Annotated in this window: 16 protein-coding genes; 7 read left to right on the plus strand and 9 right to left on the minus strand. The window is 60.0% G+C overall.

The genetic code is table 11. The features are described from left to right. The first annotated feature begins 41 nt into the window (after positions 1-41). Complete coding sequence (locus E4O98_RS21970; protein ID WP_003172723.1) at positions 42-614, plus strand: elongation factor P; 573 nt, start codon at positions 42-44, stop codon at positions 612-614. Positions 615-679: 65 nt separating this feature from the next. Here the strand turns inward: E4O98_RS21970 and E4O98_RS21975 are convergent, their stop codons facing one another. From E4O98_RS21975 to E4O98_RS21985, 3 genes are all read right to left on the minus strand, one after another. Then, entirely contained in the window at positions 680-1,099 is a 420-nt protein-coding gene (locus E4O98_RS21975) for an organic hydroperoxide resistance protein (RefSeq protein ID WP_005786430.1), read from the minus strand. 167 nt (positions 1,100-1,266) lie between these two features. Next, the gene (locus E4O98_RS21980) at positions 1,267-1,719 is read right to left on the minus strand and encodes a MarR family transcriptional regulator (RefSeq protein WP_223018397.1); all 453 of its coding nucleotides are present in this window, start codon (positions 1,717-1,719) and stop codon (positions 1,267-1,269) included. An 80-nt stretch (positions 1,720-1,799) separates the two neighbouring features. Next, on the minus strand, positions 1,800-2,750 hold the full coding sequence (locus tag E4O98_RS21985; RefSeq protein ID WP_248136247.1) for a LysR family transcriptional regulator: 951 nt from the start codon (positions 2,748-2,750) through the stop codon (positions 1,800-1,802). 106 nt (positions 2,751-2,856) lie between these two features. Here E4O98_RS21985 and E4O98_RS21990 point away from each other — a divergent pair, with 106 nt between their 5' ends. After that, positions 2,857-3,606 carry a sulfite exporter TauE/SafE family protein gene (locus tag E4O98_RS21990; protein ID WP_032877131.1) on the plus strand — a complete coding sequence of 250 codons (750 nt, stop codon included), beginning with the start codon at positions 2,857-2,859 and terminating at the stop codon, positions 3,604-3,606. Here E4O98_RS21990 and E4O98_RS21995 read toward each other — a convergent pair. Continuing rightward, positions 3,596-4,477 carry a LysR family transcriptional regulator gene (locus E4O98_RS21995; protein ID WP_032877130.1) on the minus strand — a complete coding sequence of 294 codons (882 nt, stop codon included), beginning with the start codon at positions 4,475-4,477 and terminating at the stop codon, positions 3,596-3,598. The genes E4O98_RS21990 and E4O98_RS21995 overlap by 11 nt on opposite strands. 70 nt (positions 4,478-4,547) lie before the next feature. Here E4O98_RS21995 and E4O98_RS22000 point away from each other — a divergent pair, with 70 nt between their 5' ends. Beyond that, positions 4,548-4,754, plus strand: coding sequence for a DUF1127 domain-containing protein (locus E4O98_RS22000; protein WP_005786437.1), 207 nt, complete (start codon positions 4,548-4,550; stop codon positions 4,752-4,754). 45 nt (positions 4,755-4,799) lie between these two features. After that, entirely contained in the window at positions 4,800-6,020 is a 1,221-nt protein-coding gene (locus E4O98_RS22005; protein ID WP_248136249.1) for a winged helix-turn-helix domain-containing protein, read from the plus strand. On the opposite strand, the gene E4O98_RS22010 is transcribed toward E4O98_RS22005, so the two are convergent. After that, on the minus strand, positions 6,010-7,356 hold the full coding sequence (locus E4O98_RS22010) for a 3-deoxy-7-phosphoheptulonate synthase class II (RefSeq protein ID WP_032877128.1): 1,347 nt from the start codon (positions 7,354-7,356) through the stop codon (positions 6,010-6,012). The two genes, E4O98_RS22005 and E4O98_RS22010, sit on opposite strands and share 11 nt — an antisense overlap. A 122-nt stretch (positions 7,357-7,478) precedes the next feature. On the opposite strand from E4O98_RS22010, the gene E4O98_RS22015 reads away from it, so the two are divergent. Continuing rightward, positions 7,479-8,234, plus strand: coding sequence for a spermidine synthase (locus E4O98_RS22015; protein ID WP_005786442.1), 756 nt, complete (start codon positions 7,479-7,481; stop codon positions 8,232-8,234). Between the two features lie 118 nt (positions 8,235-8,352). On the opposite strand, the gene E4O98_RS22020 is transcribed toward E4O98_RS22015, so the two are convergent. Then, entirely contained in the window at positions 8,353-9,144 is a 792-nt protein-coding gene (locus E4O98_RS22020; RefSeq protein WP_005786443.1) for a crotonase/enoyl-CoA hydratase family protein, read from the minus strand. A 422-nt stretch (positions 9,145-9,566) separates the two neighbouring features. Here E4O98_RS22020 and E4O98_RS22025 point away from each other — a divergent pair, with 422 nt between their 5' ends. After that, on the plus strand, positions 9,567-11,240 hold the full coding sequence (locus E4O98_RS22025) for a DEAD/DEAH box helicase (RefSeq protein ID WP_248136252.1): 1,674 nt from the start codon (positions 9,567-9,569) through the stop codon (positions 11,238-11,240). Positions 11,241-11,329: 89 nt separating this feature from the next. Here the strand turns inward: E4O98_RS22025 and E4O98_RS22030 are convergent, their stop codons facing one another. Continuing rightward, complete coding sequence (locus E4O98_RS22030) at positions 11,330-12,097, minus strand: class III extradiol ring-cleavage dioxygenase (protein WP_032877127.1); 768 nt, start codon at positions 12,095-12,097, stop codon at positions 11,330-11,332. 104 nt (positions 12,098-12,201) lie between these two features. On the opposite strand from E4O98_RS22030, the gene E4O98_RS22035 reads away from it, so the two are divergent. Continuing rightward, the gene (locus E4O98_RS22035) at positions 12,202-12,858 is read left to right on the plus strand and encodes a thiopurine S-methyltransferase (protein ID WP_032877126.1); all 657 of its coding nucleotides are present in this window, start codon (positions 12,202-12,204) and stop codon (positions 12,856-12,858) included. Between the two features lie 57 nt (positions 12,859-12,915). Here the strand turns inward: E4O98_RS22035 and htpX are convergent, their stop codons facing one another. Further along, a complete protein-coding gene (htpX, locus tag E4O98_RS22040; RefSeq protein ID WP_005786451.1) occupies positions 12,916-13,803 on the minus strand; it encodes a protease HtpX in 888 nt (295 codons plus the stop codon). 304 nt (positions 13,804-14,107) lie between these two features. Then, positions 14,108-15,319, minus strand: coding sequence for a pyridoxal phosphate-dependent aminotransferase (locus E4O98_RS22045; protein WP_003189906.1), 1,212 nt, complete (start codon positions 15,317-15,319; stop codon positions 14,108-14,110). Positions 15,320-15,388: the final 69 nt, after the last annotated feature.

The raw sequence follows: 15,388 nt of genomic DNA on the forward strand, positions 1-15,388 counted from the left end.
CTTGATTTTTGTAAATCCCATCCAAATTTCGGATATATGCAATGAAAACTGGTAAAGAACTGAAACCCGGTACAGTGATCCGTCTCGAAAACGACCCTTGGCTGGTTCAGAAAGCTGAGTTCACCAAGTCTGGTCGTAACAGCGCAATCATGAAGACCAAGCTGAAGAACCTGCTGACCGGTTACAAGACCGAGATCGTCTACAGCGCTGACGACAAACTGGACGACGTGATCCTCGACCGCAAGGAAGCGACCCTGTCCTTCATCAGCGGCGACACCTACACGTTCATGGACACCACCGACTACACCATGTACGAGCTGAACGCTGAAGATATCGAAGCCGTTCTGCCGTTCATCGAAGAAGGCATGGAAGACGTCTGCGAAGCGATTTTCTTCGAAGAGCGCCTGGTGTCCGTAGAGCTGCCGACTACCATCGTGCGTAAGGTTGCCTACACCGAAGGTTCCGCTCGCGGCGACACTTCGGGCAAGGTGATGAAGCCTGCCAAGCTGAGCAACGGTACCGAACTGCAAGTGGCCGATTTCATCGAAATCGACGACCTGATCGAGATCGACACCCGCGAAGGTGGTTCGTACAAAGGTCGCGCCAAGAAGTAATTCTGGCCCCGCCGGTACGCAAAAAGCCCGACCTGGTGTCGGGCTTTTTTGTGGGCGTCTGTTTATCAGACTGTTACATGCAAGCGCACATCCACGTTGCCACGGGTGGCGTTGGAATAAGGGCATACCTGGTGGGCGGCGTCGACCAGGCTTTGCGCATCCTCCTGGGCCAGGCCCGGCAGGCTGACGTGCAGGTCGATGTCCAGGCCGAAACCGCCGGGGATCTGACCGATGCCAACGTGGGCGGTGATAGAGGCGTCATCCGGGATTTTGCGTTTGGTCTGGCTGGCGACAAATTTCAGCGCCCCGATAAAGCAAGCGGAGTAGCCCGCGGCGAACAGTTGCTCCGGGTTGGTAGCCTGGCCACCAGCACCGCCCAGTTCCTTGGGGGTGGAGAGTTTGACGTCGAGGATGTTATCGCTGGAAACAGCGCGACCATCACGGCCGCCAGTGGCGGTGGCTACAGCGGTATAGAGCGTTTGCATGAGGCGTTCCTCTTTGGTTGTTAGCGCTAAATATTTGCGCGCTAAGTAGTTGGTAGGGCCAATGTATAGCGCTAATGTTTTGCGCGCAAGATAAATGTTTTTGACTTGCTGAAATTTAATGTGGAAGGGCGCACCGCCCCTCCCACATTCAAGTGATTTGCTGTTTTCTAAATAGCGCTTTGCAGATTGCCGCGCAACGCGATCAGGTCGGCCTGCAGCTTGCGCAATTGCGCAAGCTGCATCCCGCTGGCGCCCAGGATGCATTGGGGCACATCCTTGGCCTTGCCCTGCAAGGCACGCCCGGCGTCGGTCAGCTCTACCACCACCACCCGCTCATCTTCGCGGCTACGGGTGCGGCTAAGCAGGCCCTCGGCTTCCAGGCGTTTGAGTAATGGCGTGAGTGAACCGGGGTCCGTCAGCAGGCGGCTGCTGATTTCGCTGACGGTCAAAGCATCCTCTTCCCACAGCACCATCATGGCCAGGTACTGCGGGTAGGTCAGGCCGAGCGCCTGGAGCAAGGGTTTGTACACCTTTGTCATCAGCAACGAGGTGGAATGCAAGGCGAAGCACAGCTGATTGTCCAGCAGCAGCGATTGGCAGGGATCAGGGTTTTTACTCATTGGGGTGCCTCGTAAAAGCGTGTCTGCGCTGGAATCTAGCGGGCAAATCTTTAATGCGCCAGGTAATTTTGCCTGGCGGGTCAGATCAGGCCGCTTTGCAAGGCCAAATCCCAAGGCGGCACTGGGCTGAAGCGCGACTTGAGGTATTCAAGGAGTAATCGGCTACGGGCGTTGGGTTGTTGTTCCAGGCGCAGCGCATAAATGCCGGCGGTCTCCGGGCTGGGCAGGCCGTTTTCACAAAACAGCGGCAGCAGCTCACCCCGTACCAGGTATTCACTGGCAAGCCAGGTAGGCAAATGCGCGATGCCCAGCCCCGCCAGCGCACCGCTGAGCAGGGCCTCAGCGTTGTTGGCGTTCAGGCGGATACGCCGCGGACGATAAGTGGTGCGGCGCCCGTCGTGCTCAAAGCGCCAGGCAAACATCGGCGCCAGGCCATCCCAGTCAAGGCCGTCATGCTCGCTCAGTTCTCGAGGATGGGTCGGTGTGCCGCGGCTCTTCAAGTAGGCCGGGCTGGCACAGGCGATACGCACGATGCTCGCCAGCGGGGTAGCGATCAACCGCGTGTCTACGATATGCCCGGCGCGCAGCACCAGGTCGACCTTGCCCAGGTGTGCGCCCTGCATATCGACAAAGCTGTCGATCAGGTGCAGGTGCACGTCCAGGCCCGGGTACACGTTCAAAAAATCCGCAATCACCGGTGCCAGGTGCCGTCGACCGAATGCCGCAGGTGCATCCACCCGGATCAAGCCTTCCGGCGCGTGGCTCAGGGACACTGCTTCCGCCCGCGCCAGTTGCAACTCACTGACGATCCGCCGGGCCCGTTCGGCAAAGGCCAAACCCGCCGGTGTCGGCAGCACCGCATGGGTGCTGCGCTGGAACAACTGGCTGCCCACTGAGCTTTCCAGGCTGTCGATACGCCTAGCCACCGCGGAGGGCGTCAGCGGATGGCGCCGTGCGGCGGCGGAAAAGCTGCCGGTTTCCAATACGTCCAGAAACAGGCCCAGTTGTTCGGTGAGGGTATTGGGGTTCATTGGCTAGCGCTTGTGCGAGATTGGCATAGCCATTGTGCGTTGCTGTGCGTTTCCGCGCTAGAGCCGACTGCGTAGCATGCAAGGCTTGGGATGACGGAGTAGCGCGGTGTTGGATTTAGTGATGTACCTGATATTGGGCGCGGCCCTGGGCACGGTGGGTGGGCTGTTTGGCATTGGCGGCGGGCTGATTGCTATCCCGGTGCTGGGCGTGCTGTTCGGCCTGGATCAGCAGATCGCCCAGGGCACCGCCTTGGTCATGGTGGTGCCCAATGTGATGCTTGCCCTGTGGCGCTATCACCAGCGTAATCGCATCGAATTGCGTCACGCCTTGCCATTGGGCGTGATGGGATTCTGCTTTGCCTGGCTGGGATCTATCTGGGCGGTGGGGCTGGATGCGGGCGCAATGCGTATCGGCTTTATTGCGTTCCTGGTGGCGCTGTCGGCCTACAACCTGCTGCGCATGTTCACCCGCAACGCACCGCCCACGGCGCAGATGCGCTATTCATGGCCGTGGCTTGGGGTATTGGGCGCGGCGTCCGGCTCCATGGGCGGATTGTTCGGGGTGGGGGGCGCGGTGGTCGCCACGCCGGTACTCACCAGTGTGTTCGGCACCACCCAAGTGGTTGCCCAAGGCTTATCGTTGGCCTTGGCGCTGCCCAGCACCAGCGTGACCCTGGTGACCTATGCCTGGCACCACGAGGTGGACTGGATGATCGGCCTGCCACTGGCGGTAGGTGGCCTGCTCAGTATCAGTTGGGGTGTGAAAGTCGCGCACGCCATGCCGGAGCGCCTGTTGCGCGGCCTGTTCTGTGGTTTTTTAGTGGTGTGCGCGGTGATGCTGACCTTTAAAGTTTGAAGCCTTCAACGATGTACTCCGCCAGGCATTCCGTGATCGGCGACGTCATCTGCGGGTTGCGCAGCAAGCGCAGATTCATCGACGGCAGCGGGGGAAAGCCTTCTTCGCTGCCAAGCACTCGCAGGTCGTCGGTGATCAGGCTTTCCATGCTGACCATCGCCGCCAGGCCAGCACTGACCACCGCCTGGATCGCCGCGCCGTTGGAGCTGTGATAGGCCAGGCGATAATCCCGTCCGGCCGCATCCAGTGCGGCGCGTGCCCAATGGGTGTACAGGCAGTCATCGCCGGAAATCGCCAGTGGCAGGGCATCGTGCTCATCGGCACAGAAGCACGGTGACGCAGCCCACACCATGCGTTCAGTGCGTAGCAACTCACCGATATCATTACCAGGCTCGCGGCTGATGACGGTCAGCGCCAGGTCCCGCCGTTGCATCAATACAGACGACGCCTCGCAGTGCATCTCAAGCTGAATCAGTGGGTAAGCTTTGGAAAACTGCTTCAGGATTCCCGGCAAAAAACGCATGACGTAGTCATCCGGCGTGCCGATGCGTACCAGCCCCACCATATGTGGCTCGCGCAGGGTATTGAACACCTCGCTGTGCAGTTTCAGGATGCGCCGCGCATACCCCAGCAGCACCTGGCCTTCGGGCGTGAGCCGCACTTGTCGGCCGTCACGCTCGAACAGCTTGCGCTGCAACACATCCTCCTCCAGGCGTTTCATCTGCATGCTCACCGCCGATTGAGTGCGGTTGACCAGCTCACCGGCGCGGGTAAAGCCGCCTTGGTCAGCAATGGCCACGAAGGTGCGTAGCACGTCAGTGTCGATACTCGGGTAGCCGGACAATGGATCAATCTCCGAGATGTATTGCATAAGAAACATTCGTTGGATTGATCATAGCGGCAGGCACACACTTTCGTCATCCCCACTGGAGGGCGAGAAGATGAAAGGCCAGAAAGGTTCTGTATTGCTGAATAAAGGGGCGTTTGCCGAGCTGTTCCACAGGTTTGCGCGTTGGCAGTTATTGCATCAGGAGCGCAACTTGCTGGCGACCTTGAGCGATGACGCACTCAAAGACATTGGGCTCAACCGCGCCGACGTCGAGCAGGAAAGCCATCGGCATTTCTGGGAAGACCCGCTGCGAAAGTAAGCCAGGATGCAGTAGGGTAGGGAGCGAGCTTTTATGGAGATTGCCATGCCCGCCGACCTGTCCTTTTCACTCAAGCAAGCTCGACGCATGGCGCTGGCCGCCCAGGGTTTCTCGGGGCGCCAGGCGCCTGCCCAGATAAAAGCTGCGCACCTCAACCGGCTGATCGAACGCCTGGGCGTTATACAAATCGACTCGGTCAACGCATTGGTGCGTTCCCACTACCTGCCGTTGTTCTCCCGCCTTGGCCAGTACACTCCGTTGCTCCTTGAGCAAGCAGCCTGGAGCCAGGGGCGGCGGCGTTCATTGTTCGAGTATTGGGGGCATGAGGCGTCGCTGTTGCCGATGGCGATGTACCCGCTGATGCGCTGGCGCATGGAGCGGGCCAGGCAAGGGCAGGGCATCTATGCGCAGATGGCGCGTTTTGGCCGTGAGCAGCAGGCGACTATTGGGCGTGTGTTGCACAGCGTCGAGCAACAGGGCGCCTTGGGTGCGGGCAGTTTGTCGACCCGAGAGGAGCGTGCTGGGCCCTGGTGGGATTGGAGTGATGAGAAGCACGCACTGGAATGGCTGTTCGCCGCCGGTTTGGTCACCGTCGCGGGGCGCCGGGGTTTTGAGCGACTGTATGATTTGCCGGAGCGTGTGATCCCGGGCGAGATTCTTCAAACGTCCATGAGCGAGGCTCAAGCCCAGCGCGGCTTGCTGATGCAAAGCGCAACGGCGCTGGGTATCGCCACCGAAAAGGACCTGCGCGATTATTTCCGCCTCGACCCCGCGGACAGCCGCCCGCGCTTGGCCGAACTGGTCGAGGACGGGCAGTTGCTGACGTGCCAGGTGCAAGGCTTCAAGCAACCAGCGTACTGTCTGCCGGAGCCCAAAGTGCCACGCAAAGTGCCGGCGAGTGCCTTGCTGTCACCGTTCGATTCATTGATATGGGAGCGCAGCCGCACCGAGCGTTTGTTCGATTTCCGCTATCGACTGGAGATCTACACCCCGCAAGACAAGCGGGTGTATGGCTACTACGTGCTGCCGTTTTTGCACAATGAGCGGATCGCTGCGCGCGTCGACCTGCGGGCCGAGCGTGCCCACGGGCGGCTGGCGGTGCATGCAGTGCACGAAGAAGAATCGGGGCTGGATGACGAAGGCATGTTGGCGCTGGCCGTCAACCTGCGGCGAATGGCCGCCTGGCTGGGGCTGGAGCAGGTCCAGCTCAATTGCCAGCGACCCGATGCCGCCCGATTAAGGGCGGCGATGTTGATCAGCGTTTGACCTGTTTCAAGGTCTCGGCAATCAGAAACGCCAGCTCCAGCGACTGATCGGCATTCATCCGTGGGTCGCAATGGGTGTGATAGCGGTCCGACAGCCCGTCTTCGGTAATCGGCCGTGCGCCGCCGATGCATTCGGTGACGTTCTGCCCGGTCATCTCGATATGAATACCGCCGGCGTAGCTGCCTTCGGCGTGGTGCACCTGAAAGAACTCCTTCACTTCGCCGAGGATTTGCGCAAAGTCGCGGGTCTTGTAGCCGCTGCTGGCCTTGATGGTGTTGCCGTGCATCGGATCGGAGCTCCACAGCACCTGCTTGCCCTCGCGCTGTACGGCGCGGATCAGGTTGGGCAAGTGGTCGCCGACTTTGCCTGCGCCCATGCGCGCAATCAGGTTGAGGCGACCAGGGTCATTGTTCGGGTTAAGGATATCAATCAGGCGGATCAGATCGTCCGGGTTCATGCTCGGCCCGACTTTCACGCCGATCGGGTTGTTCACCCCGCGCAGGAATTCGACGTGGGCGCCGTCCAACTGGCGTGTACGGTCGCCGATCCACAGCATATGGGCCGAGCAGTCGTAGTAGTCGTTGGTCAGGCTGTCGCGGCGCACGAAGGCTTGTTCATAGTTGAGCAGCAACGCTTCGTGGGCGGTGAAGAAGCTGGTTTCGCGCAATTGCGGCGAGCTGTCCATGCCACAGGCGCGCATGAAGGCCAGGGTCTCGTCGATGCGGTCGGCCAGTTGGCTGTACTTCTCGGCCAGGGCTGAGTTGGCGATAAAGTCCAGGTTCCACTTGTGCACCTGGTGCAGGTCGGCGAACCCCCCTTGGGCAAACGCGCGTAGCAGGTTGAGGGTGGCGGTGGACTGGTGGTAGGACTGCAACAGGCGGTCCGGGTCCGGCACACGGCTTTTTTCATCGAAGCCGATGCCGTTGACGATGTCGCCACGGTAGGCAGGCAGGGTGATACCGTCGATGGTCTCATCGTTGGACGAGCGCGGTTTGGCAAACTGGCCGGCCATGCGTCCGACTTTCACCACCGGGCAACCGGCAGCGAAGGTCATGACAATCGCCATCTGCAGCAGCACCTTGAAGGTGTCGCGGATTTTTGCCGCGGAGAACTCGGCAAAACTCTCGGCACAATCGCCACCTTGCAGGAGGAAGGCGCGGCCTTGGGTCACTTCGGCAAACTGGCGACGCAACTCACGGGCTTCCCCGGCAAACACCAGCGGCGGGTAGCTGGCCAGGTTCTGCTCCACCTGCAACAGGTGTGCAGCGTCCGGATACTGGGGTTGTTGCTGGATTGGCAGGGCGCGCCAGCTGTCGGGGCTCCAAGGTTGGCTCATCATGAACTCGATTGGGTGATTGACGGATAACGCTGATGTTATCAGCAATTAGTGCGTGACCTGTTGCTGCCGGTTGGCCGACAATCGCGCCTTTGCCAAGCGGTAACCCCTTAGGAGTAGTGATGACCGAGGAGCGTGTCGAGCGCCTGCTGGCCGAAGTCCATGATGATTTCGGCATGATCCGTGTGCTCGAAGTAGCCGATTACCGCTTTCTCGAATTCGGCGACGCCATCGAGCAAAGCTGCGTGTTCACCGCCGACCCTAGCTGGTTGGAGTATGACTACACCCGGGCCATGTTGATCGGTGCGCTGTGCCATGAGCAGCCGGAGAGCGCGTTGTTCCTCGGTTTGGGCGCGGGCACGTTGACCCAGGCATGCCTCAGGTTTCTGCCTTTGGAAGACGTCGAGGCCATTGAACTGCGCCCTGATGTACCGCGCCTGGCCATCGAATACCTGGGGCTCGATGACGACCCGCGCTTGTACATTCGAGTGGGGGACGCCCTGCAATTGCTCGATACCGCTGAATCGGCCGACCTGATCTTCGTCGACCTCTACACCGATGTCGGCCCCGGTGTAGGGCATCTGGCCTGGACCTTTCTGGAAAGCTGCCAGAAGAAACTCAACCCCGGCGGCTGGCTGGTGATCAACCAGTGGGCCACCGATGATGGTAAACCGCTGGGCGCGGCATTGCTGCGTGGGTTGTATCACCGACACTACTGGGAGCTGCCGGTGAAGGAGGGCAATGTGATTCTGCTGGTGCCTTCCGAGCTGGATCAGGAACTGGACCTCGATGCCCTGTCAGCCCGCGCCGAAGCCTTGGCGCCGCGATTGGGGTACTCGTTGCAGCCGTTGATCAAGGCTATTCGGCCGGCGACCTAGTTGGCAATACCGACGCGATCGGGAGCAAGCCCCCTCCCACATTCGACCGCATTTCAGATCCGTTTACACGTACACATGTGGGAGGGGGCTTGCCCCCGATCGCGTCGGTATTGCCAACTCAAATCCCCTTGAACACCCCCGGTCGCTTCTCGATCATCGCCCGCACACCTTCCTTGGCATCCTCGCTGTTGAGCAATTTATCCACCATGGGTGGCAGGGCGGCGGCTGCGACAGCTTCGCCTTCCATACGCGCCAGACGCGCCGACATCAACGTCGCCTGCACGCCAAGCGGCGCCTGACGAGCAATGCGGTTGGCCAGTTCGATGGCGCGGGGCAACAGGTCTTCACTGGCCATTACTTCCTGTACCAGGCCCAGGCGCAGGGCTTCATGGGCGTCGAACTCGTCTCCGGTAAGCAGCCAGCGCATCGCATTGCCCCAGCCCGCGATCTGGTGCAAGCGCATTGTCGCGCCGCCAAACGGAAAGATCCCACGTTGCACTTCCATCTGTGCAAAGCGTGTATTGCTGGCGCAGAGGTTGATATCCGCCGCCAGCATCAACTCGATACCAATGGTCAGGCAGTAGCCCTGGGCCGCGACGATCACCGGTTTGCTGACCCTGGGCCCTGCGAATACGCCCCAGGGATCGCACCCGCCCAGCGGCGGTTGCCAGCCGCCCGCCATCACGCCGCTGACATTGGCCAAGTCCAGCCCCGCCGTGAAGTGATCGCCGTGGGCAAATACCACGGCCACCCGGGCGTCATCGTTTCGATCAAATTCGCCATAGGCCAGGCTCAGCTCATTGAGTAAATCCAGATCGAAGGCATTGCGTTTGGCCACGCGGTCCAGGCCCAGCAACAGAACATGGCCCTCAAGTGCACGGCTGACGCGGCTACTGCTGGCTTGTTTCATCGGGTGTGCCCTCGGGCGCGGGTAGGGTTTCAGACCGAAGGGCCTGAGTGGGTGGGTGAACCGTTTAAGCTTGATGACCAGCAGGGCTGGGCCTTTGAAAAATAGACCCTGGCGCACAGATCTGCAAAGCCCGCGACGCAGCGCGGTTTATCAGTGCGCTGCGATAAAAAAAGCTCCCTTTTTCAGCTATTTCCGGTATAGTGCGCGCCGGCCTTTAACCGGGCCGCGTTTAGGTAGCGCAATTCCCCGAAGTCAGCTTCGGCTGCACGTCCGCACAGCGGACTCTCCCTTGACGAATCTTTTTCATTCATTCGTTTTCGCAAATCCCCGCCGACAAAGCAGCCAGGGCGACTCTTGAGTCTCAACACGGCATGCGCAGCTTTGGAGCATGGGTCTTTGCGGATGCACTTAGAGGCAGACCCATGACCCAGGAAACCGGCGGCTTCGCCGCTTTTAATCTTAACCCGAACATTCTCGCCGCTGTCATCGCGACTGGCTACGAAGAACCTTCGGCTATTCAGCAGCAATCGATCCCGATCATCATGGCCGGCCAGGACATGATTGGCCAGGCGCAAACCGGTACCGGTAAAACCGCCGCGTTCGCCCTGCCTATTTTGCATTGCATCGATCCTGCCAAGCGCGAGCCGCAAGCCCTGATCCTGGCGCCAACCCGAGAGTTGGCGCTGCAAGTAGCAACCGCTTTTGAAACCTACGCCAAGCAAATGCCAGGCGTAACCGTTGTGGCCGTTTACGGCGGCGCGCCGATGGGCCCACAACTCAAGGCTATCCGTAACGGCGCACAGATCGTTGTCGCCACCCCGGGCCGTCTGTGCGACCACCTGCGTCGTGACGAGAAAGTCCTGTCGACCGTGAACCACCTGGTTCTGGACGAAGCTGACGAAATGTTGAAGCTGGGCTTTATGGATGACCTGGAAGTCATCTTCAAGGCACTGCCACCGACCCGTCAGACCGTATTGTTCTCGGCTACCCTGCCGCAGTCGATCCGTGCCATTGCCGAACGCCACCTGCGCGATCCGCAACACGTGAAGATCCAGACCAAGACCCAGACCGTTACCGCGATCGAACAGGCTCACCTGTTGGTTCACGCTGACCAGAAGACCTCGGCTGTATTGAGCCTGCTGGAAGTCGAAGACTTCGACGCCCTGATCATGTTCGTGCGCACCAAGCAAGCGACCCTGGACCTGGCCAGTGCCCTGGAAGCCAAAGGCTACAAAGCCGCTGCGCTGAACGGTGACATCGCCCAGAACCAACGTGAGCGCGTGATCGACTCCCTCAAGGATGGCCGTCTGGACATCGTTGTAGCGACCGACGTTGCTGCCCGTGGCCTCGACGTTCCACGTATCACCCACGTGTTCAACGTTGACATGCCGTACGATCCAGAGTCCTACGTTCACCGTATCGGCCGTACCGGCCGTGCGGGTCGCGAAGGTCGTGCACTGCTGCTGGTGACTCCGCGCGAGCGCCGCATGCTGCAAGTGATCGAGCGTGTCACCGGTCAGAAAGTTGCCGAAGTGCGCCTGCCGGATGCCCAGGCCGTTCTTGATGCTCGCATCAAGAAATTGACCAACAGCCTGGCGCCATTGGTGGCTGACGCTGAATCGACTCACGGCGACCTGCTGGACCGCCTGACCGCCGATATCGGTTGCACCCCGCGTGCCCTGGCTGCAGCCCTGCTGCGCAAAGCGACCAATGGTCAAGCCCTGACCCTGGCTGCCATCGAGAAAGAGCGCCCACTGGTACCGAACAACGCCCCGCGCGGTGATCGTCCAGAGCGTTCCGGCGACCGTCCAGAACGTGGCGATCGTGAGCGTCGTGCTCCGGTTCCATTGGCTGAAGGTCGTGCTCGTTGCCGTACCGCGCTGGGTGCACGTGACGGTATCGCTGCCAAGAACCTGCTGGGCGCTATCCTCAACGAGGGTGGCCTGGCGCGTGAAGCCATCGGTCGCATCCAGGTACGTGACAGCTTCTCCCTGTTGGAGCTGCCGGAGGATGGCCTGGAAAAACTGCTGGCCAAGCTCAAAGACACTCGCGTTGCCGGTAAGCAGCTCAAACTGCGTCGCTACCGCGAAGATTGATCCGCCTCTGGGCTGATTGATCGCACATAAAAAATCCCCGACTGGTTCGGGGATTTTTTTTGCCTGGGATTTCAGGCTGTGCATCTGCGTTAGCCAAAGCGGTAGATGTCCATGCCCAAGGCGCCGAGGGTGAAGCCCTGATGTGCCACGCTGAAATCACCTCCGGCACCCCGCGCAAAGTACAGCGGCAACAAATGCTCGTCGCTGGGGTGGCTGCGCACTGCATGGGGCGCCAGGAGGCGATAGTCATGCAAGGCTGTTTCGTCACCGGCAGCGAGTTTTTCGACCACCCAGTCGCGAAAGGCTAGCGCCCATGGCGTGATGGTTTCCGGCCCGGCGCGCCAGTCCAGCTCACCGAGATTATGGGTGATGCTGCCGGAGCCGATCAGTAGCACACCTTGATCGCGAAGGCTGCAGAGGGCGTGTCCAACTCGGGTTTGAAAAGCCGGGCCCATGCGGCTTGGCAGGGAGACTTGCACCACCGGAATATCCGCCGCCGGGTACATCAGCGACAGGGGCACCCAGGTGCCATGGTCGAAGGGCCGTTGGTTGTCGACGCGTGCAGTCAGGCCGTCAGCCTGCAATAACTCGACAATTTCATTTGCCAGCTGTGGATCACCCGGCGCAGGGTATTGCACCGCAAACAGTTCGCGAGGGAAGCCGCCGAAGTCGTGCCAGGTTTCGGGCGCGGCGCTGCCACTCACCAGTAACTCGTGGCTTTCCCAATGCGCCGATACCACCACAATCGCCTTGGGCCGTGGCAACGCGGCTGCCAGGGCCTGCAGCGCCGGGCCGCTGGCACCGGGTTGCAGGGCCAGCATCGGGGAGCCATGGGAGATAAACAGGCTGGGGAGCATAAGAGGGGTCCTGAAGAATAATATGGCGCTATCTTCATTCAGATCATTAATCGAGATCTAATATAAGATTTAGTGTCTTTTGATCGATTTTTTCAAGGTGATGCATGGACGCAAAAATTTGGCAGGAACGCTGGGCAACCAATCAGATCGGTTTTCATCAGTCCGACGTTAATCCTTACTTGCAGCGGCATTGGTCAACGTTGGGCCTGGCTGATGGTGCCAGGGTTTTCGTGCCTTTGTGTGGCAAGAGCCTGGACATGAAGTGGTTGGCGGATCGCGGGCATCGCGTGATGGGTGTGGAGGTGTCTGATCAAGCCGTTGAGGCGTTCTTCAGCGAGCAGGGGCTTACGCCGCAGATCGATCAGAGAGGCGTGTTCAAGGTGTATCAGGCGGGTCTGGTCGAAGTGTGGTGCGGTGACTTCTTCGCCCTTGACTCAAGTGCAGTGGCTGATTGCACGGCGCTGTATGACCGTGCGGCACTGATCGCCTTGCCGCAGCCAATGCGCTCGCGATACACCGAGCATCTCGATACCCTGCTGACCCCCGTCTGTGAGGGGTTGTTGATCACTGTCGACTACGACCAGGCACAAAGGGCTGGCCCGCCTTTCGCCGTCCCGGATGAGGAAGTGCAGTCGTTGCTGGGCCCGCACTGGAATGTGGTCACGCTGCAAGAGCGGGACATTTTGAGTGAAAGCAGCAAATTCAAGGCGGACGGCGTTACTCGGCTTGATGAGCGTGTTTATCGGCTGACCAGGCGGTAAATCACGTCCACGAAAAAGGGGCGATTCAATCGCCCCTTTTTTGTCTTGCCTGGGTTATCAGCCCCGACGACGCAGTGCGTCGATCCGCTCTTCCAGCGGCGGGTGGCTCATGAACAGGCGAGCCATGCCCTGTTTGATGCCACCGTTGATGCCAAAGGCCGTCAGGCTGTCCGGCATATGCACCGGCAGGCCCTGTTCGGAGCGCAAGCGTTGCAGCGCGCCGATCATTGCGCTGGTGCCCGCCAGGCGTGCGCCGGCTTCATCTGCGCGGAACTCGCGTTTGCGCGAGAACCACATGGTGATCGCGCTGGCCAGGAAGCCCAGCACCAACTCGGCGAAGATGGTCGCCACGAAGTAGGCAATGCCGCGACCTTCTTCGTTCTTGAAGATGACCTTGTCGACAAAGTTGCCGATGATCCGCGCAAAGAACATCACGAAGGTGTTCACTACGCCCTGTACCAGCGCGAGGGTGACCATGTCGCCGTTGGCCACGTGACCGATCTCGTGGGCCAGCACCGCCTTGACTTCATCGGGCGAAAAACGCTCCAGCAAGCCCTGGCTTACGGCCACCAGCGCGTCGTTCTTGTTCCAGCCGGTAGCGAAGGCGTTGGCCTCATAGGCAGGGAAAATCCCCACTTCGGGCATTTTGATGCCTGCTTCTTGAGATAGCTGCTCCACGGTTTGCATCAGCCATTGTTCATGGCGAGTGCGAGGTTGAGTGATGACCTGGGTGCTGGTACTCATCTTCGCCATCCACTTGGAGATGAACAGCGAAAACAGCGAGCCGGCAAAACCAAAGACCGCACAGAAAACCAACAGCTGATTGAGGTTCAGGTCAACCCCGTTGGCCGCCATGAACCCGTTGAAGCCGAACAGGCTCAGGGTGATGCTGGCAATCAGCACGACCGCCAGGTTAGTGGCCAAGAACAGCAGGATGCGCATCATGGTTGTAGGGTTCTCCTCATGCTTAATATGTCGCGTACTGCGGGGTATATAAGGTGCCGCATGGGGTGATTCAACCGAGCGACTATTTCAAACTGTGTCCTACAGCGTGAACGTAAGGCCCTGAAGGGATTTTCCGACCTGTATTGTCGGCCATGACCGGCGTGAGTTTGCCTTGCCGCCCCGTGATTACAGGGGGCACGCCTCAGGCAGGGGCTGAGTGAACTACCACCGCGCGTAAGCGAGAAAGAAGTGTTGCCAGATAATCGCTGTACGACCCAATGTGAGTCGTACAGCGTCAATTTCCTTACTGGCGATAGGACTTCAGGAAGTTGCCGATGCGACCGATGGCCATTTCCAGGTCATCCACACGTGGCAAAGTCACCACGCGGAAGTGATCCGGCCATGGCCAGTTGAACGCAGTGCCCTGGACCACCAGCAGCTTTTCCGACAGTAGCAGGTCGAGCACGAACTTCTCGTCGTTGAGAATCGGGCAGACTTTCGGGTCGATCCGCGGGAACGCATACAACGCGCCCATAGGCTTCACACAGCTCACACCGGGGATCGCGTTGAGCAACTCCCAGGTGCGGTTGCGCTGCTCCAGCAGGCGACCCTGGGGCAAGATCAGGTCATTGATGCTCTGGTAGCCGCCGAGGGCGGTCTGGATGGCGTGCTGGCTCGGCACGTTGGCACACAGGCGCATGTTGGCCAGCATGTCGATGCCTTCGATGTAGCTCTGGGCATTATGCTTGGGGCCGGAAATGGCGATCCATCCGGAGCGGAAGCCCGCCACGCGATACGACTTGGACAGGCCGTTGAAGGTCAGGCATAGCAGGTCCGGAGCCAGGGAGGCGGTGCATATGTGAACGGCGTCATCGTAGAGGATCTTGTCGTAGATCTCGTCGGAGAACACTACCAGGTTGTGCTGGCGTGCCAGTTCAAGCATGCCCAGCAGCACTTCCTTGGAGTACACGGCGCCGGTAGGGTTGTTCGGATTGATGATCACCAGCGCCTTGGTGTTGGGGGTGATCTTGGCCTTGATGTCGGCCAGGTCCGGAAACCAGTCGGCGCCTTCATCACACAGGTAATGCACCGGATGGCCGCCAGCCAGGGTCACGGCAGCGGTCCAGAGCGGATAGTCCGGTGCCGGCACCAGCACTTCATCGCCATTGTTGAGCAGCGCCTGCATCGACATCACGATCAGCTCGGACACGCCGTTGCCCAGGTAGATGTCCTCGATGCCGACACCTTCGACCTGCTTCTGCTGGTAGTACTGCATTACCGCCTTGCGTGCACTGAACAGGCCCTTGGAGTCGCTGTAGCCTTGGGCGGTCGGCAGGTTGCGGATCACGTCCTGGAGGATTTCGTCCGGCGCTTCGAAACCAAACGGCGCCGGGTTGCCAATGTTCAACTTGAGGATGCGATGGCCTTCCTCTTCCAGGCGCTTGGCGTGCTTGAGCACTGGGCCGCGAATGTCGTAGCAGACGTTGGCGAGCTTGTTCGATTTGCTGACCTGCATGGCGATGTGATCCTGAAAATGAACGATTCAGACGGCGTAGGCACTACCGTAGGGTGAATCCTGCGCGGT

The organism is Pseudomonas sp. W2Jun17 (assembly GCF_023127795.1).
Classification (GTDB): Bacteria; Pseudomonadota; Gammaproteobacteria; order Pseudomonadales; family Pseudomonadaceae; genus Aquipseudomonas; species Aquipseudomonas synxantha_A.